This window comes from Streptococcus sp. NLN64, from assembly GCF_015831295.1.
In the GTDB taxonomy this organism is placed as follows: Bacteria; Bacillota; Bacilli; order Lactobacillales; family Streptococcaceae; genus Streptococcus.
Map to the genome: position 1 here is coordinate 1 of NZ_JADXDQ010000107.1, position 1,526 is coordinate 1,526.

Here is a 1,526-nt window from a genome sequence, read left to right on the forward strand (position 1 = left end):
GAAGAGAAATCAGCTGCTAAGTCTGAGGTTGATACTAAGGCTGACCAAGCCAAACAAGCGATCGACACTGCGACAACCAATGATGGAGTAACTTCCGCTAAGGACGCAGGCGTAACAGATATTAACTCAGTAAATCCATCTCCAGTAGCCAAGGAAGCGGCTAAAGCAGCTATTGACGAAGCTGCCCAAGCGAAGAAGTCTAAGATTGACGCTCGATCTGACCTTACAGACGAAGAGAAGGCAACCGCTAAGTCTGAGGTTGATACCAAAGCCACTGCCGCGAAGAAAGCTATTGATTTAGCGACAACCAACGCTGGTGTGTCATCTGCCAAAGACGCAGGCGTAACAGATATTAACTCAGTGAATCCATCTCCAGTAGCCAAGGAAGCAGCTAAAGCAGCTGTTGACGACGCAGTTAAGGATAAGAAAGCTGAGATTGATTCTCGTTCTGACCTTACAGATGAAGAAAAATTAACAGCTAAATCAGAAGTTGACTCTAAAGCGAATGAAGCTAAGAAAGCTATTGATTTAGCAACAACCAACGATGGCGTGACTTCCGCTAAAGATGCAGGAGTATCGGATATCAACTCAGTAAACCCATCTCCGGTAACGAAGGATGCCGCTAAGAAAGCTATCGATGATGCTGCTCAAGTGAAGAAGGACGAAATAGATGCCCGTACTGATCTCACAGACGAAGAGAGATCCGCTGCTAAGTCTCAAGTAGACATTGAAGCAGGAAGGGCGAAATCTGAGATTGATGCTGCTACTAGCAATGCTGCTGTAACTTCAGCTAAAGATGCAGGATTTGCAGTGATTGAAGCTATTAATCCAATCGGACGCAAGAATGGTGACAAACCGGCAACAAAACCTGATACCAATAATGGTAACAAGCGAGTTGCAGGCTCATCCAAAGTCTCCAATCAAGAGACTGCTTCAAGCAATTTGACTGAATCAACTGGTAATAAATCCCAGGCAGGTCAATTACCAAATACAGGTGAAGAATCTAGTCAAGCCCTTGCAGCAAGCGGTTTAGCCCTTATATTGTTGTTAGCTGGTGTACGTTCTCGCCGAAAAAAAGAAGATGAAAAATAATTCATCTAAGCATTAAAAAAACGAGGTTTTGAAACCTCGTTTTTTGTTGTAGATTCTTGAAATTTTACTAAAAAACCTTATAATATAACTATAATCATTATTCTATTATATAAAAGTTTAATTTTGTGATTCTTTCACAATTTTTATTATTTCTCTTATACTCATTGGAAATACAAATCTGGTGTTAGTGAAGCCCTCCCATTATAGTCTTTTATACTCTATGCAGTTCAAAAACTGAACGTTGTTAAACCTCTTTGGTGAACTTAAGTTCAACCTTCATCGGCTTGCCTAGTCAGATTTTATAGTTATTTAGTTTTTAAATAGTATGTTATTGCATCAGTTATAGAGTCCATTTTGCGAAGTAATTCTGTAACTGATTTTTTTAGAATAGCCCAACTTTGCTCAATTGGATTTAATTCTGGAGAATACGGTGG

General features: G+C 40.1%; 1 protein-coding gene. It reads left to right on the forward strand.

Annotated features, from left to right (window positions below):
• The coding region (locus tag I2503_RS09310) for a DUF1542 domain-containing protein (RefSeq protein WP_196967776.1) at positions 1-1,092 on the forward strand (1,092 nt) is incomplete at its 5' end.
• Positions 1,093-1,526 lie beyond the last annotated feature (434 nt).